Source organism: Bacillus sp. 105MF, from assembly GCF_000374885.1.
Classification (GTDB): Bacteria; Bacillota; Bacilli; order Bacillales; family Bacillaceae_G; genus Bacillus_A; species Bacillus_A pseudomycoides.
The window spans coordinates 399672-422863 of sequence record NZ_KB895565.1; the positions used below are offsets into that span (position 1 = coordinate 399672).

At 36.7% G+C, this 23192-nt stretch carries 25 protein-coding genes and 1 pseudogene; 25 read left to right on the forward strand and 1 reads right to left on the reverse strand.

Annotation, left to right across the window (positions count from 1 at the left end; all coding sequences use genetic code 11):
- The first annotated feature begins 18 nt into the window (after window positions 1-18).
- From hepT to C564_RS0102275, 18 genes and pseudogenes are all read left to right on the forward strand, one after another.
- The gene (gene hepT, locus C564_RS0102190; protein WP_003206518.1) at window positions 19-981 is read left to right on the forward strand and encodes a heptaprenyl diphosphate synthase component II; all 963 of its coding nucleotides are present in this window, start codon (window positions 19-21) and stop codon (window positions 979-981) included.
- A 125-nt stretch (window positions 982-1106) separates the two neighbouring features.
- Complete coding sequence (ndk, locus tag C564_RS0102195) at window positions 1107-1553, forward strand: nucleoside-diphosphate kinase (protein WP_003206516.1); 447 nt, start codon at window positions 1107-1109, stop codon at window positions 1551-1553.
- Between the two features lie 517 nt (window positions 1554-2070).
- Entirely contained in the window at window positions 2071-3243 is a 1173-nt protein-coding gene (gene aroC, locus C564_RS0102200) for a chorismate synthase (RefSeq protein WP_018764275.1), read from the forward strand.
- Window positions 3243-4334, forward strand: coding sequence for a 3-dehydroquinate synthase (aroB, locus tag C564_RS0102205; RefSeq protein ID WP_018764276.1), 1092 nt, complete (start codon window positions 3243-3245; stop codon window positions 4332-4334). Before aroC ends, aroB begins: the two co-directional genes overlap by 1 nt.
- Before the next feature lie 115 nt (window positions 4335-4449).
- Window positions 4450-4672, forward strand: a pseudogene (locus C564_RS36060) (chorismate mutase).
- A gap of 14 nt (window positions 4673-4686) precedes the next feature.
- Window positions 4687-5799 carry a histidinol-phosphate transaminase gene (gene hisC / locus C564_RS0102215; protein WP_018764278.1) on the forward strand — a complete coding sequence of 371 codons (1113 nt, stop codon included), beginning with the start codon at window positions 4687-4689 and terminating at the stop codon, window positions 5797-5799.
- Between the two features lie 331 nt (window positions 5800-6130).
- A complete protein-coding gene (gene aroA, locus C564_RS0102220) occupies window positions 6131-7414 on the forward strand; it encodes a 3-phosphoshikimate 1-carboxyvinyltransferase (protein ID WP_371410351.1) in 1284 nt (427 codons plus the stop codon).
- A 121-nt stretch (window positions 7415-7535) separates the two neighbouring features.
- Complete coding sequence (locus tag C564_RS0102225) at window positions 7536-8798, forward strand: tetratricopeptide repeat protein (RefSeq protein WP_003196347.1); 1263 nt, start codon at window positions 7536-7538, stop codon at window positions 8796-8798.
- Window positions 8799-8871: 73 nt separating this feature from the next.
- The gene (locus C564_RS0102230) at window positions 8872-9408 is read left to right on the forward strand and encodes a ReoY family proteolytic degradation factor (RefSeq protein WP_003206504.1); all 537 of its coding nucleotides are present in this window, start codon (window positions 8872-8874) and stop codon (window positions 9406-9408) included.
- Window positions 9409-9572: 164 nt separating this feature from the next.
- Window positions 9573-10034, forward strand: a complete 462-nt coding sequence (locus C564_RS0102235) for a YpiF family protein (protein WP_018764280.1) — start codon at window positions 9573-9575, stop codon at window positions 10032-10034.
- Between the two features lie 139 nt (window positions 10035-10173).
- Window positions 10174-10686, forward strand: coding sequence for a menaquinol-cytochrome c reductase iron-sulfur subunit (qcrA, locus tag C564_RS0102240; RefSeq protein ID WP_003196349.1), 513 nt, complete (start codon window positions 10174-10176; stop codon window positions 10684-10686).
- Entirely contained in the window at window positions 10687-11361 is a 675-nt protein-coding gene (gene qcrB, locus C564_RS0102245) for a menaquinol-cytochrome c reductase cytochrome b subunit (protein ID WP_000932700.1), read from the forward strand.
- A 57-nt stretch (window positions 11362-11418) separates the two neighbouring features.
- Window positions 11419-12186: a menaquinol-cytochrome c reductase cytochrome b/c subunit gene (gene qcrC, locus C564_RS0102250; RefSeq protein ID WP_003206500.1), complete on the forward strand. Its 768-nt coding sequence runs from the start codon at window positions 11419-11421 to the stop codon at window positions 12184-12186.
- A 124-nt stretch (window positions 12187-12310) separates the two neighbouring features.
- Window positions 12311-12901: a DUF1405 domain-containing protein gene (locus C564_RS0102255; RefSeq protein ID WP_026008437.1), complete on the forward strand. Its 591-nt coding sequence runs from the start codon at window positions 12311-12313 to the stop codon at window positions 12899-12901.
- 27 nt (window positions 12902-12928) lie between these two features.
- Window positions 12929-13615: a lipoprotein intramolecular transacylase Lit gene (lit, locus tag C564_RS0102260; RefSeq protein ID WP_018764282.1), complete on the forward strand. Its 687-nt coding sequence runs from the start codon at window positions 12929-12931 to the stop codon at window positions 13613-13615.
- A gap of 78 nt (window positions 13616-13693) precedes the next feature.
- A complete protein-coding gene (gene ypjB / locus C564_RS0102265) occupies window positions 13694-14482 on the forward strand; it encodes a sporulation protein YpjB (protein ID WP_018764283.1) in 789 nt (262 codons plus the stop codon).
- Window positions 14483-14586: 104 nt separating this feature from the next.
- Entirely contained in the window at window positions 14587-15270 is a 684-nt protein-coding gene (locus C564_RS0102270; protein ID WP_018764284.1) for a zinc metallopeptidase, read from the forward strand.
- A 201-nt stretch (window positions 15271-15471) separates the two neighbouring features.
- The gene (locus C564_RS0102275) at window positions 15472-16110 is read left to right on the forward strand and encodes a uracil-DNA glycosylase (RefSeq protein WP_018780979.1); all 639 of its coding nucleotides are present in this window, start codon (window positions 15472-15474) and stop codon (window positions 16108-16110) included.
- A 105-nt stretch (window positions 16111-16215) separates the two neighbouring features.
- Here C564_RS0102275 and C564_RS0102280 read toward each other — a convergent pair whose 3' ends face one another.
- Window positions 16216-17097 (reverse strand): YitT family protein, encoded by an 882-nt coding sequence (locus tag C564_RS0102280; protein ID WP_016114108.1) that lies wholly within the window; start codon window positions 17095-17097, stop codon window positions 16216-16218.
- Window positions 17098-17481: 384 nt separating this feature from the next.
- Between C564_RS0102280 and C564_RS0102285 the strand changes: the two genes are divergently transcribed.
- The 7 genes from C564_RS0102285 to C564_RS0102315 are packed head-to-tail and all read left to right on the forward strand — an operon-like array spanning window position 17482 to window position 23036.
- The gene (locus C564_RS0102285; protein WP_051107052.1) at window positions 17482-17823 is read left to right on the forward strand and encodes a nucleotide pyrophosphohydrolase; all 342 of its coding nucleotides are present in this window, start codon (window positions 17482-17484) and stop codon (window positions 17821-17823) included.
- Entirely contained in the window at window positions 17823-18623 is an 801-nt protein-coding gene (gene dapB, locus C564_RS0102290; RefSeq protein WP_006094307.1) for a 4-hydroxy-tetrahydrodipicolinate reductase, read from the forward strand. The genes C564_RS0102285 and dapB overlap by 1 nt, the downstream gene beginning before the upstream one ends.
- Before the next feature lie 14 nt (window positions 18624-18637).
- The gene (gene mgsA, locus C564_RS0102295; protein ID WP_006094308.1) at window positions 18638-19033 is read left to right on the forward strand and encodes a methylglyoxal synthase; all 396 of its coding nucleotides are present in this window, start codon (window positions 18638-18640) and stop codon (window positions 19031-19033) included.
- Window positions 19034-19044: 11 nt separating this feature from the next.
- A complete protein-coding gene (bshB1, locus tag C564_RS0102300; RefSeq protein WP_026008439.1) occupies window positions 19045-19749 on the forward strand; it encodes a bacillithiol biosynthesis deacetylase BshB1 in 705 nt (234 codons plus the stop codon).
- Window positions 19746-20891 (forward strand): N-acetyl-alpha-D-glucosaminyl L-malate synthase BshA, encoded by a 1146-nt coding sequence (bshA, locus tag C564_RS0102305; protein ID WP_018764288.1) that lies wholly within the window; start codon window positions 19746-19748, stop codon window positions 20889-20891. Before bshB1 ends, bshA begins: the two co-directional genes overlap by 4 nt.
- Complete coding sequence (locus C564_RS0102310) at window positions 20878-22071, forward strand: CCA tRNA nucleotidyltransferase (protein ID WP_018764289.1); 1194 nt, start codon at window positions 20878-20880, stop codon at window positions 22069-22071. Before bshA ends, C564_RS0102310 begins: the two co-directional genes overlap by 14 nt.
- Window positions 22056-23036, forward strand: coding sequence for a biotin--[acetyl-CoA-carboxylase] ligase (locus C564_RS0102315; RefSeq protein ID WP_018764290.1), 981 nt, complete (start codon window positions 22056-22058; stop codon window positions 23034-23036). Before C564_RS0102310 ends, C564_RS0102315 begins: the two co-directional genes overlap by 16 nt.
- The last annotated feature ends 156 nt before the right edge of the window (window positions 23037-23192 follow it).

A 23192-nucleotide genomic window follows, 5' to 3' on the forward strand; every position in this document is an offset into this window, starting at 1 on the left:
TAGGTTAAGGTGAACAATATGAAGTTACAACTTATGTACTCTTTTTTACGATCGGATATTGATGTAATAGAAAAAGAATTAAAAAAGGTTGTTGCCTCAGAGCAACAACTAATAGAAGATGCGGCATTACAGCTTATCGAAGCTGGTGGTAAACGAATTCGTCCTGTATTTGTGCTACTTGCGGGGAAATTCGGAGACTACAAGTTAGATGCAATTAAACATGTTGCAGTTGCTCTAGAGCTCATCCATATGGCTTCGCTTGTTCATGATGATGTAATTGACGCAGCGCTCTTACGAAGAAGTAGTGCAACTGTAAATGCAAAATGGGGAGATCGTATTGCGATGTATACGGGAGATTATTTGTTTGCAAAGTCTCTAGAGTGCATTACGAATTTAGAAGTTCCAGAGGCTCACCAGGCATTATCGTATACAATTTTGGAAGTGTGTAAGGGTGAAATCGAACAAATTAAGGATAAGTATGATTATAATCAAAATTTAAGAACGTATTTACGACGGATTAAGAGAAAAACAGCATTGTTGATTGCGGCTAGTTGTCAGTTGGGAGCTATTGCTTCTGGGGCAAGTCGTGATACTGTAAATCGTTTGTTTTGGTATGGTTATTTTGTTGGAATGTCGTATCAAATTATTGATGATATTTTAGATTTCGTTTCAACAGAAGAAAAATTAGGAAAACCTGCTGGTGGAGATTTATTGCAAGGAAATGTCACACTTCCAGCTTTGTATGCAATGGAAGATCCAAAGCTTCGTGCAAAAATTGTATCCGTACATGAAAATACAACTGCAAGTGAGATGAAAGAAATTATTCACGATATTAAAACAAGTCCAGCAATTGATCGGGCATTTGCATTTAGTGAACGTTATTTACATAAAGCGTTAGAGGTAATAAAACCTTTGCCACGTGGACAGGCAAAATATGCGTTGCAAAATGTTGCAAAGTATATTGGAAAACGAAAATTTTAATGACTTTCTTTTACAAATAAAAAAATCTCTCTATTTCAAAACTATTGCACAATTGTGATAAGGGTGTTAATATGTGTGTGGGGATATACAATTACATACATAATTCAGAAGTGGAGAGATTTTTTATGGAAAAAACATTTCTAATGGTAAAACCAGACGGCGTACAACGTGCCTTCATTGGGGAAATTGTAGCTCGCTTTGAGAAAAAGGGCTTTCAATTAGTTGGTGCGAAATTAATGCAAGTTACTCCAGAAATTGCAGGAAAACATTACGCTGAGCACACAGAAAAACCTTTCTTTGGTGAATTAGTAGATTTCATTACATCTGGTCCTGTTTTTGCAATGGTATGGCAAGGGGAAGGTGTAGTAGATACTGCTCGTAATATGATGGGTAAAACAAGACCTCATGAAGCAGCACTAGGTACAATTCGTGGCGATTTTGGTGTAACAGTTGCGAAAAATATTATCCATGGTTCTGATTCTCTAGAAAGTGCAGAACGTGAGATTGGTATTTTCTTTAAAGAAGAAGAATTAGTAGACTACTCAAAATTAATGAATCAATGGATTTACTAATTATTTTAAAATAATTTGTAAACGCTTTAATTACTGTGGTAATAGTGAAAAGTGCAAGGAGAGTGTGAATACTCTTCTTGCACTTTTTTAGTTTCAAATAGTTACGAAGTAAGGCTCGGTATGATATATTGATACATAAAGTAAAACCTCTATGAAGGAAGAATAACTTTTGAACAAGACATAAAATCTTTCTTTTTAGGTGGGAGAGAGCATCCGCTCATGCGTAGAAGCGGTCAGCCCCTCTTTGTGCTCCATGCCAAGTGAAAACAAAGCGAGAAGTGCGGGTCACCTTTAGTTTTTCATAGCAACGAGTTATATGTTGAAAAAACAAAATGGAGTTATATAGTAGAAAATAGGGAAATCCTATATCTTCACTATATATACATACAACTTGAAAGACGACATAAAACCTTTCTTTTTAGGTGGGAGAGAGCATCCGCTCATGCGTAGAAGCGGTCAAATCCTCATCCTATCATTAATGTGGGATAAAATAATTACAAGAAAAGGGGAATATCCGATGCGATACATCACAGCGGGTGAATCTCATGGTTCGCAGCTTACGACAATTTTAGAAGGTATTCCAGCAGGGTTATCTTTAGTAGCAGATGATATAAATGAAGAATTAGCAAGAAGGCAGAAAGGTTACGGACGTGGCAGACGTATGCAGATTGAAAAAGATCAAGCACAAATTGTCAGTGGTGTTAGACATGGACTTACGCTTGGGTCTCCAATTGCACTCGTTGTCGAAAATCGAGATTTTTCCCATTGGACAAAGATTATGGGAGTAGATCCGTTAACTGAACAAGAAGCAAAAGAAATGAAAAGACAAATTACAAGACCGAGACCTGGTCATGCTGATTTAAATGGTGCAATTAAATATGGACACCGTGATATGAGAAATGTACTTGAACGCTCTTCAGCACGTGAAACAACAGTTCGAGTTGCAGCAGGAGCTGTTGCGAAAAGACTTTTAGCAGAGTTAGGTGTAAAGGTTGCTGGACATGTAATTGAAATTGGCGGTGTGCAGGCAGAAAAGCTTACATATGACTCAATAGAACAACTACAAGAAATTACAGAAGCATCCCCGGTTCGTTGCTTAGATGAGGAAGCATCTAAAAAGATGATGCAGGCAATTGATGATGCAAAAACAAGTGGAGATTCTATTGGTGGAATTGTTGAAGTGATTGTAGAGGGAATGCCAATTGGAGTAGGGAGTTATGTGCATTATGACCGAAAACTCGATGCGAAATTAGCAGCGGCAGTAATGAGTATAAATGCTTTTAAAGGTGTGGAAATTGGCATTGGATTTGAAGCGGCACATAAGCCAGGAAGTCAAGTGCACGATGAAATTCTTTGGGATCAAGAAAAAGGGTATACGAGACGAACAAATCATGCTGGTGGATTAGAAGGTGGCATGACAACAGGTATGCCGGTTGTCGTACGCGGCGTCATGAAACCCATTCCAACGCTATATAAGCCGCTTCAAAGTGTTGATATTGATACGAAAGAATCTTTTTCAGCAAGCATTGAACGCTCTGATAGTTGTGCTGTACCAGCAGCTAGTGTTGTGGCGGAAGCAGTTGTTGCATGGGAACTAGCAGTAGCTTTAGTGGAACAATTTGGAGCGGATCGTATGGATTGTATTCGTGAAAATATTAAGAAACATAATGAATATGCGAGGGAATTTTAATGGAGAAAATACATATTCAGACGCAGTCTAAAGAGTATGATGTATATGTAGGAAAAGATGCGTTGTCACATTTGACAGCGCTTGTTCGAAATATGGAACCGACTGTTTCTAATGTAATGGTCATTTCTGATGAATCTGTCGCATCATTTCATTTAGAAGAAGTTATGGATGCATTGCAAGTAGAAAAACATGTTTTTTCATTTGTTGTTCCAAGTGGAGAGAAAGAAAAATCATTTGAAAACTTTTATGCGGCTCATACGTCAGCGCTTGAAAATGGGATGGATCGACATTCTTTAGTTGTTGCACTTGGAGGAGGAATGATCGGTGATTTAGCTGGTTTTGTTGCGGCGACATTTATGCGCGGTATTCGCTTTATTCAAGTTCCAACAACGTTACTGGCACATGACAGCGCAGTTGGTGGAAAAGTTGCCATTAATCACCCTCTAGGAAAAAATATGATCGGAGCGTTTCATCAGCCAGAAGCAGTTCTATATCATACACCATTTTTAAATTCATTACCGGAAAAAGAGTGGCGTTCAGGATTTGCTGAAGCGATTAAACATGCTTTTATCGGTGATGTTGAATTATATCATTGGTTAAAGCGAGAAGTGAAAACATTAGAAGATGTACGGGATGAAAAATTAATTTATATATTACAGCGAGCAATTCCTGTAAAAGCAAATATTGTAGCGCAAGACGAAACTGAAAAAGGTGTGCGTGCTCACTTGAATTTTGGACATACATTAGGACATGCTCTTGAAAAAGAGTTGGGGTATGGGAAAATTACTCATGGTGATGGAGTAGCAATTGGTATGTTATTCGCGATATTCTTAAGTGAACAAATTTATAAAGTAGACCTTGGTTATAAGGAAATTAAGCGGTGGTTTTCTCAGTATGGTTATCCACATATGCCAAGGAATCTAAATATAGAACGTCTTGTGCAAGTGATGAAGCAAGATAAAAAAGCGAACGCAGGAATAATTCGTATGGTACTTATGCAGGAATATGGGGTAGTGAATGTCGTATCTATTTCAGATGAGACTGTCCATACTACATTAGAAGCATTTCAAAGAGATGAGGAATCTATTTGATTCGCGCAATTCGCGGCGCGATTACAGTCGAACATAATGAAGCTGAGGAGATATTGACTGTTTAGTGAAGAGAATAGCAAATGACAATGGAATCTATCCGGCTGATATTGTATCGGTGTTAATTTCTACAACAGCTGACATAAATGCATGTTTTCAGGCAGCGACTTGGAAGGCTTTACTTATTACCGGTGATGTGTGTGAAAGAAATAGATGTACCGAATGCTTTGCAGAAGTGTATTCGTGTGATGATGACAGTCACGACAAGACAGTTGCAGCATGAAGTAGAGTGTATGCATGTAGAAAAGGCGATTGTACTGCGGTCTGATCTAGTAAAATGACAGGGGGAATCAAAATGAGAGTAAAAGAGCAATTGTTAACTTTGAAAGCATATGTACCTGGCAAAAACATTGAAGAAGTAAAAAGAGAATATGGATTATCTAAAATTGTAAAATTAGCATCTAATGAAAACCCGTTCGGCTGTTCAAAACGTGTAACGGAAGCTTTAGCTTCATTAAGCACACAATATGCTTTATATCCAGATGGAGCAGCTTTTGAACTTCGTGAAAAAGTAGCCGCACACCTTCATGTGAAACCAGAGCAACTTTTATTTGGTAGCGGTCTGGATGAAGTAATTCAAATGGTTAGTCGCGCTTTATTAGAAAAAGGTACAAATGTTGTGATGGCAAATCCAACATTTTCACAATACTATCACCATGCTGTAATTGAAGGGGCAGAGGTTCGTGAAGTGCCACTTAAGGACGGTATTCATGACTTGGACACGATGCTAAAGCAAATTGATGAACAAACGCAAATCGTATGGATTTGTAATCCGAACAATCCAACAGGAACATATGTAGAAAAGCAAAAATTACTTTCATTTTTAGAGGCGGTTCCGAAGTCAACACTCGTAATTATGGATGAAGCATACTATGAATATGCAGGAGAGAAAGAGTATCCACAAACATTGCCACTTCTTGAAGAGTATGAAAATCTCATGGTGTTACGTACATTTTCAAAAGCATATGGCTTAGCTGCTTTTCGTATTGGTTATGCTGTAGGGAATGAAAAACTCATACAGCAATTAGAAGTAGCAAGATTACCATTTAATACATCAGCTGTTGCACAAGCTGTTGGTTTGGTAGCGATAGAAGATCAAGAATTTTTACAAGAGTGCGTGAAGCAAAATGCTGAAGGATTAAATCAATATTATACGTTCTGTAAGGAGTACGACGTTTTTTACTATCCATCACAAACAAATTTCATATTCTTAAAGCTTGGGATTCCCGGTAATGAAGCATTTGAAAGATTAATGAGAAAAGGGTATATTGTTCGTTCAGGTGCTGCGTTTGGCTTGCCAGATGGTATTCGTATTACTGTTGGTTTAAAAGAAGAGAATGATGAGATTATTGAATTGCTGACGGAACTTGTGAAAGAGCAAAAAAAGAAAGAAGAAACATATTCTTAAGAAAAGGCGCGGCTCCCATTATAGGAGTCGTTTTCTTTAGGCTATACATATTTGCACGATGAAGAAGGAAAGCAGTACAATAAAGATATATACATACAAATTGGAAAACCGCCATAAAACATTTCTTTTTAGGAGGGAGAGAGGATCCGGTCGTGCATAGAAGCGGTCAGAGCTTTTTTCAGTCAGTCCCATGCCAAGTGAAAACAAAGAGAGAAAATGAGTGGGGATCTTCTTTTGTTTTTATAGCCGCGACTTATATGTTGGAAAATCAAAATGGATATATATAGATGATATAGGTGTACAAAAGTATATATTATTTTTAATAGGGGTGATAAAAATGAGGAGACTCATAAGGCGGAAAAATGGTTTGAATGGAACGATTGCTGTGCCTGGAGATAAATCTATTTCACACCGCGCTGTGATGTTTGGAGCGATAGCAGAGGGAACAACAAAAATTTCAAATTTTTTATTAGGAGAAGACTGTTTAAGTACGATTGCTTGCTTTCGGAAATTAGGAATAATGATTGAGCAAGATGGTAACGATGTCATTGTATATGGAAAAGGATTAGCTGGATTACAGGAACCGAAAGAGGTGCTAGATGTAGGGAACTCAGGAACCACTATTCGTCTCATACTTGGTATTTTAGCGAATGCTCCTTTCCATTGTACTATAATTGGGGATGAATCTATTGGAAAACGTCCTATGAAACGTGTTACAGCCCCTCTTCGTGAAATGGATGCACAAATTGAAGGTCGGGAAGATGGACAATATACGCCGTTGTCGATTCGTGGAGGAAACATAAAAGGTATACACTATCATTCTCCTGTAGCAAGTGCGCAGGTAAAATCAGCTATTTTACTTGCAGGATTGCAAGGAGAAGGGGTGACATCAGTAACAGAACCGTTACAATCTCGTGATCATACGGAAAGAATGCTGCGTGCATTTGGTTGTGAAGTGAATGTAGAAGGGCGAACTGTTTCTTTACAAGGGGGGCAATCGCTTGTAGGAACGGAAATAGAGGTTCCAGGTGATGTCTCTTCAGCTGCCTTTTTCTTAGTAGCGGGTGCAATTGTACCAAATAGTAAACTTGTATTGAAAAATGTTGGTTTAAATCCAACAAGAACAGGGATTCTGGATGTGTTATCAGAAATGGGAGCGCTTATTTCAATTCGTAATGTTCGAAATGAAGAGTTTGAACCATGTGGAGATATTACAATTGAAACTTCTGAACTGAAAGGAATTGAAATTGGCGGTTCACTTATTCCAAGGTTAATTGATGAAATTCCTATTATTGCTTTACTGGCGACACAGGCGACAGGAACAACAATTATTAAAGATGCAGAGGAGTTAAAAGTAAAAGAAACGAATCGCATCAATACGGTTGTTGATGAGCTTCGAAAACTGGGAGCGGAAATTGAAGCGACACCAGATGGTATGATTATTAATGGGAATCAGAAGTTACAAGGGAATATTGTTAATAGTCATGGGGACCATCGCATTGGCATGATGCTTGCAATTGCGTCTTGTATAGCAGAAGGAGAAATGCAAATTGAAAATGGTGATGCAGTTGCTGTATCCTATCCGAATTTTTTTGAGCAGTTAGAATCTCTGTGAAGCAAAAGGATCTTTTCGGTTTGGGAAGATTCTTTTCTGCTTCTTTGAGTTGCTTACATGGCAACAGTTGTTTATGATTAATGAACAGAAGAGAATATTATAAGAATTAAAGGAGACATTTATGCAAAAGTTTGAACAGGCTGTTTCTTATATTGAAAATGGGGAAGCGGAAAAAGGATTAACACAATTAAAAGAATTGGTAAAACAAGGGACAGATGAAGAGAAGTATGATATTGCTCGCTACTATCATACGCTTGGATTTATTGATGAAGCGTTAGCGATTACAGAAGATTTACGTTTGTTATATCCAGAAGAAAGTGAGTTTACAATATTTTTAGCAGAATTATATATTGATTTAGATAAAGAAGATGAGGCAATTGAAGTGCTTCATGATATCTCTGAAGACGATGAACTGTATGTTCAATCTTTACTACTTGTTGCGGATCTATTTCAAATGCAGGGCTTCGATGATGTTGCAGAGCAAAAACTATTAAAAGCAAAAGAAATGATGCCAGAAGAGCCTGTTATTACTTTTGGACTAGCAGAACTTTATAGCAGTAAAGGTGAGGAGCAAAAAGCGATTGCTTATTACCAGTCATTACTTTCTGATCACAAAGTAATGGGAGGTGTTGTAATTGCCCTTCGCTTAGCTGAAACGCTAAGTGCAATTGGAAACTGGGAAGAAGCAATTACGTACTATGAAGAAGGATTAGAAGAACAAAAAGATATTCATTCTTTATTTGGGTATGCATTTACACTTTATCAAGGTGAAGAGTATCAAAGGTCGATTGGAGCTTGGAAAGAATTAAAAGAACTAGACCCAGAATATGCATCCTTATATATGTATTTGGCTAAATGTTATGAAAGAGAAGGAATGCTTCAAGAAAGCTATGAAACACTTCATGAAGGAATTAAAATTGATGAATTATCTGTGCCTCTTTATGTAGAACTTGCAAATATTGCAGCGAAGATAGGGAAATTAGCAGAAGCAGAAGAATTGCTTCAAAAAGCATTACAGATTGATCCAGGACATTTAGGTGCGATATTAAAATATGCATATATCTTAAAAGAACAAGAGAAATATGAAGAACTAATTGTTGTTGTAGAAAATGCAATGGATAGTGGAGAACAAGATACACAATTACTTTGGGATCTGGCATTTGCGAAAAAACAATTAGAAATGTATTCTGATGCATTAAAACACTATGAGAGTGCATATACTTCTTTTAAGAATCATCCGGATTTCTTGGAAGAGTACGGTTATTTCCTATTAGAAGAAGGGTTGCGAAAAGAAGCGAAAGAAGTATTTACACGCTTACTACAACTGGATCCAACACAAATTCACATCGAAGAATTGCTATATAATTTAGAGGATTTTTCATAAGTTGGAAGGAAAGTGAATGCTGCTTCTTGAATCTAAATAAGAAAAGAGAAAGACAGAGGAGGGACTGAGCGCTATGAATACCCCTGTTTCTGTAAACGAGAAGAAGGATTTTGTAAAATGGTTTTTAAACAATTATCAACTGAAACAGCGTGAATGTGTATGGATTTTAAATTATTTAATGAGTCATGATCAATTAATGCACAAAGTCCACTTCGTAGAACATGCAAAATATTGCCCTCGTGGTTTAGTGATGTCAGCAAATTGTGTGAAAGATACACCGTTTCACTTCTTTAAACAAAATGTTATGACGACGGATGCAGAAAAATCATTTCATGACATTCGTTTAAATCGAGATGAGGATATTTATATTCAACTTAATTTTAAATCATCGTTCCAAAATGCAAATTATGTAGCAGTATTAGAAGAAAATCCGTACTTGCCAAAGCATATTGAAGTAAATGAAAAAGATCGTTTACTTGCAGAACGATTTTTAGAAGAGAGTGTATTTTCATTTCGAAGAGATCGACTTTTAAAGCAAATTGATGAAGCGCTGGACAATCAAGATAAGGAAGCTTTTTGTAAGTTAACAGAGGAATTGAAAAGTTTGTAGGGAATGATAATTTTCTTTAATTTTGACAAATTTCTAACTATTTAAAGAAAAACTACCTAATATAGGTAGTTTTTCTTTTTTTACCTGTTTTAGTATGGTTTAATAGATATAAAGTGAAAGTTCTGTCATTTAGAATGAGATAATGGGCAAAGGAGGGAATTATGATGAAATGGGCTGTAAAAGATGCGGAGCAATTTGAACAAGCTAGAGAGTATGTGGATACTGGTATTATACCCCTTCTTTCTATTTCAGTAGCAAAAGAAATGAAGAGTGTTGTAGCGCAAGGGGAATTTATTGAAACTTTAAGCATGGAGTTAGAAAGAGAATATAAAGGAAGAGTGCTTTTGTTACCGCCGTTTACGTACTTAACGGAGCAGCAAAAGCAAGAGAAAGGGCGTTTACAAGATTGGACAAGTCATTTGCAGGAGCAAGGATTGAAACATATTGCTTATGTTACAAGTGACTTTGCATGGAAAGAGGGTGTAGATACGTTACCAGGTCATTTGTTTTGGTTACCTGCTTTATCGCTAGAGGAATTTAGTGATCAAGCGAAAAGAGAAGTAATTCATGCGCATGTAAAAAATATAATGGAATTATTGACAGAAAAGTGGGAAAATAAAAAATAAGCAGATAGTTCTTATGATTATGAGTAGTATGATATTGACCTGCGCATGTGGGTATTATATCATGATAGTGTCCTAGTTTTTATTTTTTTATACTGTTTTGTCACGAGGGGACAATTTCTGATAGAGGGGGGAAATTTTCGTGAGCGAGAAAGAACATCGTGTGTCAAGAAGACAATTTTTAAACTACACGCTTACAGGTGTAGGAGGTTTTATGGCAGCTGGAATTTTAATGCCAATGACGCGCTTTGCACTTGATCCAGTTTTAAGGAAAGAAGCGGGGGGAGAGATGGTTGCTGTTGCGCAAGTTAAAGAGATTACAACAGAACCAAAACGCTTTGACTTTAAGGTAAAGCAGGTTGATGGATGGTACAAGTCCGAAGAACCAAAATCTGCTTGGGTGCATAAAGATGAAAGCGGAGACATTGTAGCGTTTTCTCCAGTGTGTAAACATTTAGGGTGTACGGTTAACTGGAATTCAGACAAGTCGCATCCTAATCAATTTTTTTGCCCATGTCACGGGGGACGTTACACAAAAGATGGCATAAACATAAAGGGAACGCCGCCTCTTGCTCCACTTGATGTGTATGAATCCAAAGTGAAGGATGGAACGCTTTATTTAGGAAAAGCAAAGCCAAGAGGGGGTGCGAAATAGATGTTAAATAAAATTTATGATTGGGTGGACGAACGGTTAGATATTACACCGATATGGCGTGATATTGCCGACCATGAAGTACCCGAACATGTAAATCCAGCACATCACTTTTCTGCATTCGTCTACTGCTTTGGAGGACTTACGTTTTTTGTTACTGTAATTCAAATTTTGTCAGGAATGTTTTTAACAATGTATTATGTACCGGATATTAAAAATGCTTGGGAATCGGTTTATTATTTACAAAATGAAGTTGCGTATGGACAAATTGTACGTGGCATGCACCATTGGGGTGCCAGCCTTGTAATTGTAATGATGTTTTTACATACACTTAGGGTTTTCTTCCAAGGTGCATATAAGAAACCTCGTGAATTAAATTGGATTGTCGGTGTTCTTATTTTCTTTGTTATGCTAGGTCTTGGTTTTACCGGATATTTATTACCATGGGATATGAAAGCGTTATTTGCAACAAAAGTAGGGATTCAAATTGCGGAGCAAACACCGCTTATCGGCCCTTATATTAAAACATTACTTGCTGGTCACTCCGAAATTGTCGGGGCTCAAACATTAACTCGCTTCTTTGCTATTCACGTCTTCTTCTTACCAGCAGCACTTCTAGGCTTAATGGCCTTCCACTTCATCATGATTCGCAAACAAGGTATTTCTGGTCCGCTATAAGTAAGAGATTGCTAATTTGAAAGAATAGGAGAAAAACTGAATTGAAGGAGGGAGATTATGCATCGCGGCAAAGGGATGAAGTTTGTGGGAGATTCACGAGTACCTGTAGCACGTAAACCGAATATCCCGAAAGATTATTCTGAATATCCAGGGAAAACAGAAGCGTTTTGGCCGAACTTCTTGTTGAAAGAATGGATGGTTGGTGCGGTTTTTTTAATCGGTTATTTATGTTTAACGGTGGCGCACCCGTCGCCACTTGAGAGAATGGCGGATCCTACAGATGCAGGATATATACCACTTCCAGACTGGTATTTCTTATTTCTGTATCAGCTTTTAAAGTACTCATATGCATCAGGCTCATTTACTGTAATCGGCGCGTTTATTATGCCAGGGATTGCATTTGGAGCATTACTATTGGCGCCATTTCTCGATCGAGGTCCTGAAAGACGTCCATTGAAACGGCCAGTTGCAACTGGATTCATGCTTTTAGCAATTGCTTCTATCATCTTTTTAACATGGGAGTCTGTGGCACATCATGACTGGGAAGCTGCAAAAAAACAAGGTGCAATTGTGAAAACGACACCAGTAGATAAAAATGATGAAGGTTATAAATTGATGCAAAAAAATACATGTTTAACATGTCATGGTGATAACTTGCAAGGTGGTGCAGCGGCGCCAGCGCTGCAGAATTTAACGTTAAAACCAGAAGAAATTGCAAAGATTGCGAAAGATGGAAAAGGTGCGATGCCTAAAGGAGTATTTAAGGGCACAGATGAAGAATTGAAGAAGCTCTCAGAATTTATTACGAAATATAATAAAAAATAATTGAAGGCTGACTACGAATTTGTAGTCAGCTTTTCTGTTTGTAACACAAAGTTTGCTATAATAAAAGCATAGCGTTTTAGAGAATAAAAAAGTTACTTTGTTTGAAAGGTGTTGTATATACATATTGGTCTACGTGTATGCGTTATTAAGACAGCGTTCGGTTTTACTACTTTTGTTCATCATTAACATTTTAGGGACAATATATGGTTTTATTTGGTATGGAGATCAACTGATGGAAACTTCATTGATATTCTGGCCATTTGTTCCTGATAGTCCTATTGCAAGTTTCTTCTTTGTTTTTGTATTACTGGCCTTTTTGTGTAATAAAAATTGGGGACTAATAGAAGCTTTAGCAATCGTTTCCTTAATGAAATATGGTATTTGGGCTGTTGTTGTAAATGGCATTATGTTTATGGTTAAGGGCAATCTTGAGTTTATGAGTTATATGTTGGTGCTTTCTCATTTTGCAATGGCTATACAAGGTTTATTATATGCCCCGTTTTACCGTATAAAAAAGTGGCATTTTATTGTAGCAGGTATATGGACGTTACATAATGATGTAATCGACTATTTGTTTTGGCAAATGCCGAGATATGGTATTATGCATTTGTTTGTAGAACAGATTGGTTACTTTACATTTTGGTTAAGTATTGTTGTATTAGCTATTACATACTATTATTGTTTGAGAAAAAATCGAAAACAGTTTTCGTTATGAAATTAAATGAGGAATTGGAGAAAGAAAATGAATAAAAATAAGATAGGTGTAAGAATATTCGATCGTTTGATAACTACTATTGTCTCATACTGTATAGCATTTTCTATTTTTGCTATTGCAACTACAATTGTTGTATATGGGAAATGGTTATATTATGCAGATATACATTTTTTAAATATACCAGATTTAGCAAATATGACAGAATCAGAAATTAAGAAGAACTATGATGTACTGATGACATACCTTTCTCCTTTTTATCATGAATCATTACAATTGCCTACACTAGATATGTCAACAAGTGGAAGAATTCATTTTGTTGATGTGAAAAATATTTTAGTGAAGATTCAATACGGGATGTGTATGGCGCTCAGTATTGCTTTATTGGGCGGGGGGTATTTATTGCGTAAACGAAAGATGAAGTTTTTATTACATGGCGCAATTTTGACCATTATATTTCCGATTGCGCTTACTTTGCCTATTGCAATTAATTTTGAAAAGAGTTTTGTACTATTCCATAAACTTCTTTTTAGCAATGATTATTGGCAATTTGATAGTGAAACAGATCCTATTATTTTAATGCTACCAGAACAGTTTTTTATGCATGCAGCATGTGTAATTTTAATATTGATTTTATGTGGGAGTGCTTTTTGTTATTGTATGTATAGATATTTATTAAAAAAGCGGAAGTCTTCAATGGAAAATCTTTATTCATAAAATATTTTTCGGTTTCGTTCTGTTCTATTCTTGTCCACCTTAACATATTTTGTACTAGTAGTTATAGGGGGGACCGGAATGAAGAGAGTCTTAATTGGAATGATAGCATTTCTGATTATATTGTTTCCAGTACGTATATACGCTGAAAAATGGAATGAGTTAACGGGGCTATTAGATGATTCCTTGCAACTTGTAAAACAAGAAGAATATAAGAAAGCAACGCAAGTATTGCAACATTTTTCAGAACAATTTGTATTGCGGGAGAATGAAAAGGAAAATAAACTAACACCCATGCATTTTCGGGTAATCTCTTTAGCGTATGACAGGGCACAGCGATCGCTTGGGGAAGAAAGTTTAGATCAGCAAATAAAAATAGATGATGTATTGGCACTACAATTGGTGGTAGATGCGGAAGTATCTAAGTATCAACCGCTTTGGATAGAACGAGAAGGACGTGTTATGGGGGCTTTTGATAAAGTTGAAAAGGCACTTCAAACAGAAGATGATGAACGATTCCAACAATCATTAAATACATTTTTGCATGAATTTGATGTGATTTATCCAAGTTTAATGATTGCATTGCCGGAAAATCAATCACAGCGTGTAAATGCGCATTTATCGTATTTGGATGAATTCCGTAATGTGATGTTAAAAAATAAAAGTGGACAAATGCAAGTAGGGATTATAAAAGGAGATTTACAAAAAATATTTCAAACAGCAAAGAAAGATGAAGTGGACTCTTCTCTCATATGGTTTATGACAATTACAGGTGGACTTATTTTCTTTACATTAACGTACGTCGGTTGGAGAAAATATAAGGGAGAGAAAGCGAAGCGTACCAGTGGGATACATTCTAAAAATCGATAAGATCACTAATATAGACAAGGATTGTAAGGTTTCTTTATTGACAATATATAAAGAAGAAAATAGAATGGATAGTACTATAATTACGACTTCAATGGAGGTTCATAATGGCTTTTTATTTAGTTTATTTCGCGATCATTATGATCATACCGTTGTATGCACAGTCAAAAGTACGCAGTGCTTATAGCAAATATTCACAGGTGTATTCAACATCGGGTATGACAGGAGCGGAAGTAGCTCGAAAAATTTTAGATGAAAATGGTTTGTATAACGTAGCTGTAGAAGAAACACCAGGGCATTTGTCAGACCACTATGACCCAACAGCCAAAACGGTTCGCTTGTCAACTGATAACTATTATGGTCATTCAGTTGCTGGAACAGCTGTAGCAGCTCATGAAGTAGGGCATGCGATTCAAGATGCGAAAGATTATAAGTTTATGCGTTTTCGTCATTCTTTAGTTCCAGTTGCAAGCTTCGGATCGAACATGTCATGGGTGTTCATTATGATTGGTATATTTGCATCGATGACAAAGCTATTGTTACTAGGGATTATTTTAATGGCAGCAGGTGTAGTTTTCCAGCTCGTTACATTGCCGGTTGAGTTTGATGCTTCAAAACGCGCAATGCAGCAAATTGAAGCACTTGGAATTGTATCAACAGACGAATATGGGCAAGCACGTAAAGTATTAAATGCAGCAGCTTTAACATATGTTGCAGCGGCGGCAGTAGCGGTATTTGAATTGCTTCGTCTAGTATTAGTTTATACAGGGATGCAGCGTAGCGATGATTAAAGACTATCGATTTCGATAGTCTTTTTCTTTATCCCGCTATTTGTGGACAGTAAGACTCAAGCCTTAAGTTTCAGAGAGAAGCGATGAATTTTGTTTTATAATTTGTTTATTATTGTAAATTGATAACAAGTAGCATAATGAAATTTAAAGAGCAAGTTATAATAGTAAGAAGCATAGGTAAAATGATTATGAGTGAAGGTGATGGAAATGCAATATCCAGATTCATTAGTACTGCATGTGAAAAAACTTAGTGCTCCCTATCCATTAGAAGGTTTTTTATGTGGACAAGGTCCTGAAAAGCCGAAACTAATGCTTGTTGGAGAAGCGCCCGGAGAAACAGAAATTCATAATGGCATTCCGTTTAGTGGAAGAGCAGGTAAGGAGTTAATGGGATTTTTAGAACGTATCGGCCTTACAAGGGAAGAAGTATATATTACGAGCACTGTACGTAGCCGGCCTTATATATGGAGAGAGAAAAGAGAGCGGAGCGGGCAAGTTGCTCAGAAGAAATATAATCGAACCCCAAATCAGGGAGAAATACTTATACATGCTCCTTTGTTAGATTATGAGATGGAGCACGTGCAAGCACCGGTTATTGTCACACTTGGAAATATTGCATTAAAGCGTTTAGTGGGACCAGATAAAAAAATTACTGATGTTCATGGACAATTATTGCAGCAGCCAGTACGAAGACTAAAAAATAATCAAAGTACAGATTTTATATGGACCGAGAAGATATATAATATTTTTCCGACATTTCATCCAGCATCAATTTTTTATAATAGAGGCTTGTTGGATTTGATTTATGAGGATTTAGAAAAATTAGGGAAGTATATATAGTAGAAGTTTTCTTTATAGTGGTTTACAACTTAAAAAGCTATCGGGTTCGATAGCTTTTTAAGTTGTGTATTTGGAAAGTGTAGTAATGTTAGAGATCTAGCATGTTTAATTATGTAATGGATTTTTATTTTCGTCTAATGTAAAGCCTTCACCAACTACATCATGTACATCACTTACTGCAACAAATGCATGAGGATCTACTGAAGTAATAATATTCTTTAGTTTTACGATTTCATTTTTTGCCACAACACAATAAAGTACGTTTCGCTCAATCTTTGTATAAGAGCCAACTGCTTTTAAAAAGGTTGCCCCGCGCTCCATCTCGGATAAAATCTTGGCAGCAATTTCGTCGTTTTTATCTGAAATAATGGTTGCTCCTTTTGCTGCATATGCTCCTTCTTGCATAAAGTCAATGACTTTTGCTCCGATAAAGACCGCAACTAACGTATACATGCCCTCGCGATAAGATAGATATGTAAGAATGGAGATGACAATGACAACAGCGTCAAACATAAACATTGTTTTTCCCATGCTCCAGCCAACATATTTATGAGCTAATCGAGCAATAATATCGACGCCACCAGTTGTTCCACCGTATTTGAATATAATTCCGAGACCAATCCCAATAAATGCTCCAGCGAACAGGGCTGCTAATGTCATATCATTTTGCAAATTTAAATGTAAATTTAATGATTCGTAGCGCTGAAAAATCCATAGAAATAAGGAGACGCTAAACGTTCCGATTAATGTGTATAAGAAAGTTGTTCGGCCGAGTAATTTCCAACCGACAAAAAAGAGAGGGATGTTTAAGATTAAGTTTGTATACGATGGATCAAGCGAAAAGAGAAAATAAAGCAATAACGTAATTCCTGTAAAGCCACCTTCTGCTAAGTGATTTTCAATATTAATATTTACGATGCCAAAAGAGAAGATAGCGGAACCAATCAAAATAAATATAATGTTTCGAATCTTTAAGTTGGTTTTCATGTAGCAAGCCCCCTAATATGTAATTGTTACTTTGCTCCGTTGAAATAGCTAATGACGAAGAAAAACGATAAGAATAGTAAGTCATTTGTATGATTGTAATTGGTAAGAGGTAACCTTTTACAAGAAGAACATTTGCAAAAGAAAGTTTCACTTTACCCCGCACTAACGGTTGGTAAGGAGTAAGGCGAGAAGAAAAGACTAACCAACCGTAAGAGCCCGATTGGTTCAACTAATCTTTTGCAAGAAGAACATTTGCAAAAGAAAGTTTCACTTTATTATAGTCTATCCAAAAATACGTGGCAAATAGGGACGAAAGAGGAATAATATTTGTCAAATCGCCATGAATTGGCTAACATGAAAGAGGAAGGATTAGAGGTGAACAACATGGAACAAAAAACGATGAAAGGTATGCAGAAAGAAGTAGATGCATATATTAGTCAATTTAAAGAAGGTTATTTCAGTCCGCTTGCAATGATGGCTCGTTTGACAGAAGAAATGGGTGAACTTGCAAGGGAAGTGAACCACTATTACGGTGAGAAGCCGAAGAAAACGACTGAAAAAGAACGAACAATTGAAGAAGAACTTGGAGATGTATTATTTGTTATGATCTGCATGGCAAATAGCTTACATATTGATTTAGAAACAGCACATAACATTGTAATGGATAAATTTAATACACGTGATAAAGATCGCTGGACACGTATTGAAGAGGGAGAGAAAGAATAATGAAAGATATTAAAGTGATTATTGCTGGACCAAGAGGACGTATGGGACACGAAGCGGTACTTCTAATGGAAAGAACACCACATTTTCAATTAGTAGCAGCAGTTGATTATAAGCATGGTGGTGAAATGATTTCAAATCTTCCTGGAATGCCTACATTACATGCACCAATCTATGCGGATTTACATACTTGTTTAAATGAAGTAGAAGCGGATGTATTGCTAGATTTAACGACACCAGAAGTCGGCAAAGAACATGTTACACTCGCTGTTGAACATGGTCTTCGTTCCGTTATTGGTACGACAGGGTTTACAGAAGAAGAACTTCAGCATTTAACAGACACTGCGAAAGAAAAACAGGTAGGTACTATTATTGCTCCAAACTTTGCAATTGGTGCAATACTTATGATGAAGTTTTCTCAAATGGCAGCGAAATATTTCCAAGATGTTGAAGTGATTGAACTACATCATGATCAAAAATTAGATGCACCATCAGGTACAGCTGTAAAAACGGTAGATTTAATTCGTCAAAATCGTGAACCAAAACAACAAGGTCATCCAAATGAAACAGAACAATTAAAAGGAGCACGTGGTGCAAATGTAGATGGTATTCATATTCATAGCGTGCGTTTACCAGGGCTTATTGCGCATCAAGAAGTATTGTTTGGCGGAGACGGACAAATGTTAACAGTTCGTCATGATTCATTCAACAGAGCATCATTTATGTCTGGAGTAAAATTAGCTATTGAAACAGTAATGAATCTTGACCATCTTGTATATGGATTAGAGAAGATCATCGATTAAAGGGGGGAAGACGGATGAAGATTGCCTTAATTGCACATGACAAAAAGAAAGATGATATAGTTTCGTTTGCATACGCATATAAACCAATTTTTGAACAACATGAACTTTTTGCTACGGGAACAACAGGCCTTCGCATTATGGAAGCGACAGGACTTACAGTCACACGATATCAATCTGGTCCTCTTGGCGGCGATCAAGAAATTGGTGCAATGATTGCAAAAAACGATTTAGACATGGTGATTTTCTTTCGGGACCCGCTAACAGCACAACCACATGAGCCAGATGTAAATGCATTGCTTCGTTTATGTGATGTGTATGCGATTCCGCTTGCAACGAATATGGCAAGTGCTGAGATGTTAATGCATGCATTAGAACGAGGAGATTTAGACTACCGAAAGTTACGAAAATGAGGGAACAAATTATGAGAGGATTACATATATTAGCGTTTGGTGCCCATGCCGATGATGTTGAAATCGGCATGGCTGGCACTATTGCCAAATATACAAAACAAGGATATGAAGTTGGCATTTGTGATTTGACAGAAGCCGATTTATCCTCAAATGGGACGGTTGAACTAAGAAAAGAAGAAGCACAAGCAGCCGCTCGTATCATGGGAGTGACAGAGCGAATCAATTTAGCAATGCCAGACCGCGGTCTGTATATGAAAGAAGAATATATAAGAGAAATCGTAAAAATTATTCGGACATATAAGCCAACACTTATTTTTGCACCATACTATGAAGATCGCCACCCAGACCATGCGAATTGTGCGAGACTCGTGGAAGAAGCTGTGTTTTCAGCAGGTGTTCGTAAATATATGCCAGAAATGTCACCACATCGCGTACAATCTTTTTATTATTATATGATTAATGGTTTTCATAAACCGAATTTCTGCATTGATATTAGCGAACATCTTTCTGAAAAGATAGCCGCGTTAGAAGCCTATGAAAGCCAATTTACAGCAGGAAGTGATGGTGTGAAGACACCTTTAACAGAAGGTTATGTCGAAACAGTAATCGCTCGTGAGAAAATGTTTGGAAAAGAAGTTGGAGTTATGTATGCTGAAGGATTTATGAGTAAAAAGCCAGTTTTATTACATGCTGATTTAATAGGGGGATGTAAATGAAATTGAAAATAGGTATAACATGTTATCCTTCTGTTGGTGGTTCTGGGGTTGTAGGAACTGAATTAGGAAAACAATTGGCTGAACGAGGTCATGAAATTCACTTCATTACCTCTGGAGTTCCATTCCGATTAAATAAAGTATATCCAAACATTTATTTTCATGAAGTAACGGTAAATCAATATTCTGTCTTTCAATATCCACCTTACGATTTAGCATTAGCAAGTAAAATGGCAGAGGTTGCACAGAGAGAAAACTTGGATGTTTTACATGTACACTATGCAATACCACATGCAATTTGTGCATACTTAGCAAAGCAAATGATTGGAGACGATATTAAAATCGTTACGACGTTACATGGAACTGATATTACTGTACTTGGTTCAGATCCTTCTCTAAATAATTTAATACGGTTTGGTATTGAGCAATCTGATGTTGTTACAGCTGTATCTCACTCGTTAATTCAAGAAACACATGAGCTTGTAAAGCCAAATAAAGAAATTCAAACTGTATATAATTTTATTGATGAGCGTGTCTATTTTAAGAGAGATATGTCCCAACTAAAAAAAGAGTATGGCATACGTGAAGATGAAAAGGTATTAATTCATATTTCGAATTTTCGCAAGGTCAAGCGTGCACAAGATGTTGTCCAGTCATTTGCTAAAATTGTAAAAGAAGTGGCAGCGAAATTATTACTTGTTGGTGATGGGCCAGAATTTTGTACAATTTTACAGTTGGTGAAAAGCTTACATATTGAAGAACATGTTTTGTTTTTAGGAAAACAGGATAATGTTGCTGAGCTTCTTGCAATGAGCGATTTAATGTTGCTTTTATCAGAAAAAGAAAGCTTTGGCCTCGTTTTACTAGAAGCAATGGCGTGTGGTGTGCCATGTATTGGTACGCGTGTTGGAGGTATTCCAGAAGTTATTCAACATGGTGAAACGGGATATATATGTGAAGTTGGAGATATCAAAGGTATAGCTAAGCAAGCGATACAATTGCTTAAAAACGACGATCTCCATCAAAATATGGCACAGCGCGCCATGGAAGCTGTATATGAGCAATTTCGTTCAGAAAATATTGTTTCACAATATGAGGCAATTTATTATGACATACTAAGGGATGACAAAAATGAAACGATTTAAACAAGCTGGAGCAATTATTGAGACATTGAAACAACATGGGCATGAAGCATATTTTGTTGGGGGAAGTGTGCGTGATTTTATTATCAATAGACCAATTGGTGATATTGATATCGCAACATCAGCTCTTCCAGAAGAAGTGATGCATTTATTCCCAAGACATGTCCCTGTTGGGCTTGAACATGGTACGGTTATTGTTGTTCAAGAAGGTATTCCGTATGAAGTGACAACATTTCGAACGGAGAGTGATTATGAAGATTTTCGCAGACCAAGTAGTGTTCAGTTTGTTCGTTCATTAGAAGAAGATTTAAAACGACGAGATTTTACTATGAATGCGATTGCGATGAATGAAGAAGGAAACATCATTGATTTGTTTGCGGGGCAAGAGGCAATTCGTAAACAAGAAATTGCAACAGTAGGGAATGCTGCGGATCGCTTTCAAGAAGATGCACTACGTATGATGCGGGGTATTCGCTTTGTTAGTACTTTAGGATTCTTTTTAGAGGAACAAACGAAACGTGCGATTGAGGAGTATGGGCATTTACTGGAACATATAGCGATTGAAAGAATTACAGTTGAGTTTGAAAAGCTGTTGACGGGTAAATATTGTGTAAATGGGCTTCAACAACTAGTAGAGACGAAACTAGTTACGCACTTACCATATTTACAAATGTCAGAAGAAAGAATTTTAAAAGCTATGCAATATAACTGGGGTTTTTTTGAAACCGATATCGAGGCGTGGGCATTTTTCTTATATTGTATTGGTGAAGAACATCCATCAGTTTTCTTACGTCAATGGAAATTTTCAAACAAAAAAATAAAAGATATTGTAGCTGTTATATTAGCAATCCGCTCTAGAAAAACAAAGTCTTGGGATGCAGTTTTTCTATACAAGACAGGTTTGCATACTGCTTTAATGGCGGAAAGAGTATATCAAGCTATTATAAAAAAATATGATATATTTTCTGTAAATCAGGTACAGTCATTATTTGATTCATTATCCATTCATAATCGTCAGGAAATGAAAGTAAGCGGTAATGATTTGTTAGGTTGGACAGAAAAAACGCCAGGACCATGGGTGGCAGAAGTGTTGCAAAGAATCGAAGAAGAAATTTTACAAGAACGATTAGAAAATGAGAAAGAGAAAATAAGGGAGTGGCTACAAGGATGCAATCTACTATAAGAAAACAATTGCTGCAGATTTTTTCTGCAGCAGATGGCGAGTTTGTATCTGGTCAAACAATTAGTGACAAGCTTGGCTGCTCAAGAACCGCTGTTTGGAAACATATGGAGGATCTTCGGAGCGAAGGATATGAACTAGAAGCTGTGCGCCGTCTAGGATATCGGATTGCTAGTAAGCCAGATAAAGTAACAGCGAATGAAATTCAATTAGGTTTACAGACAGAATTTATAGGGAGAACTGTTTATTTTAAAGAATCTGTAGAGTCTACGCAGCATATTGCAGCAAAACTTGCTTATGAAGGGGCAGCGGAGGGAACAATTGTCGTTGCGGAAGAGCAAACAGCAGGACGCGGCCGTTTGAGTAGAAAATGGCACTCACCAAAAGGGACAGGGATTTGGATGAGTATTATTTTACGTCCAGCTATTCCCGTTCATCATGCCCCTCAGCTTACTTTATTAGCAGCTGTTAGTGTAGCACAAGCAATTGAGAAATGTACAGGTGTGAATGTGGGAATTAAATGGCCCAATGATATTTTAATTGAAGGAAAAAAAGCTGTCGGTATTTTAACAGAGATGCAGGCTGACCCAGATAAGATTAATGCTGTTATTATGGGAATTGGAATTAATGCAAATCAAGGGCAAGAACATTTTGCAGATGAGATTAAAGAAATTGCAACATCTTTAGCAATTGAATCAGGAAAACCAATTGTGCGAGCAGAGCTTATGCAACAGATCTTTTTACAAATGGAAAAGTTATATCAAGAATATGTAAAAAATGGTTTTTCGGTTATTAAACTTCTTTGGGAAAGTTATGCAATAAGTATTGGAAAAGAAATTACGGCCCGAACGATGAAAGATACGATTACAGGTGTAGCAAAAGGAATTACAGCGGATGGTGTACTTATGTTAGAAGATGATAAAGGTCAACTTCATCATATTCATTCTGCTGATATAGAAATTAAGTAGAGAGAAGTTCCTGCTTGGGAGCTTCTTTTTATTTGTACATTGGATGACAGTAAGAATAGAATTGTTTACTGTTATATTCGTTGCTATTCTTGAAATTTCACATACTGTAATAGGAATAGAAAATTATTTTTTCAAAAAAATGTAGCAATTTTATTT